The sequence below is a fragment of the Zhongshania sp. genome (genome assembly GCF_041584495.1).
GTDB lineage: Bacteria > Pseudomonadota > Gammaproteobacteria > Pseudomonadales > Spongiibacteraceae > Spongiibacter.
Genome location: NZ_JBFHDY010000321.1, coordinates 1 through 1,105 on the forward strand (window position 1 = coordinate 1; position 1,105 = coordinate 1,105).

The 1,105-nt window shown below is 48.9% G+C and carries 1 protein-coding gene; it reads right to left on the reverse strand.

Annotated elements, in window-relative coordinates:
• A partial coding sequence (locus ABYP33_RS19535; RefSeq protein ID WP_373093062.1) for an SRPBCC family protein occupies nucleotides 1-1,105 on the reverse strand: 1,105 nt, incomplete at both ends.

Sequence of the window (1,105 nt, forward strand, 5' to 3'; positions counted from 1 at the left end):
CCGGTCCAGCACTTCGTGGAAATGGGCGATACGCTGCTCTTGGTAATCCGCCAGACGCACTTTTGATTTATTTAAATGGTAGGCGTTTTCTAAACCTTCCTGGATAACCGGGATATTGATCATGTCCTGATCAAACACCATAGCCAAACCCCCAAACCCGGTAGCCTTCTCTGCAAAACTGTCGCTGGCATCCAGATAATCAATTTGTGTCGGCACCTCAGGAAGAGGCACACCGTCAGGCAACGGCGCGAGTAATCTGACTTCCATTACACATTCATTGGTCTTGCCATTTACCGGCAGGAATTGGTACGCAATGGGTCCACCCTCGCCATACCAAGGACAGAAGTTTGGGAACATCCAGTATTGAATTGCATCCAGTAATGCTGCATCAGGCATACTCTCTAAATCAACACCGAGCACCCCTTTAAAGATTGATCGACGCCACTCGGCTAATTGGGTGCGGGGCGCTAGCTTACTATCTGCGTCGAGCACAAAATTCAGGTGCTCCAACCCAGGCATCTCCATGCCTTTCGCGTACTCTTTGGCACATTCAGCCAAGTCCACATCATCGCCCAAATGCGGACTAGGAACGGACATCGGTGAATACAAGCGGCTAACCGAGGAATCACCGTCATCCCACACATCGTACTTGGTACTGGCATCGGCCAAGGTAGTCAGTATCTGCGGATGAGTTTCAATGGTGTGATAGGATTCCAAAAAGGCTTCCATCGCCACTTTCCAGTTCGCCTTAATGACTTTTTTCACACGACCAATCGTGATGCGATTCATCTCAGGGAGTGTTGCAAAGTGTGACTTTAGTACACCTAGGTATTTATCCAAGGGCTTGGCATTGTCGTCAAAGTTAATAAAGATGTAGCCCTGCCACACCTCACACTTAATCTCAATAAGCCCCACATCGTCTTTGTCGTAATTTTGGAAATCCCACTCACTGGGGATGCCTTTAATCTTGCCGTCTAAATTCCACTTCCAGCCGTGAAACGGACAAACCACTTCGTCTGAACTGGCAAAGCCAACACACAGTTTGGTGCCACGGTGCGGACAACTATTCAAATACGCCCGAATCTCATCGTCATCGCCACGCACA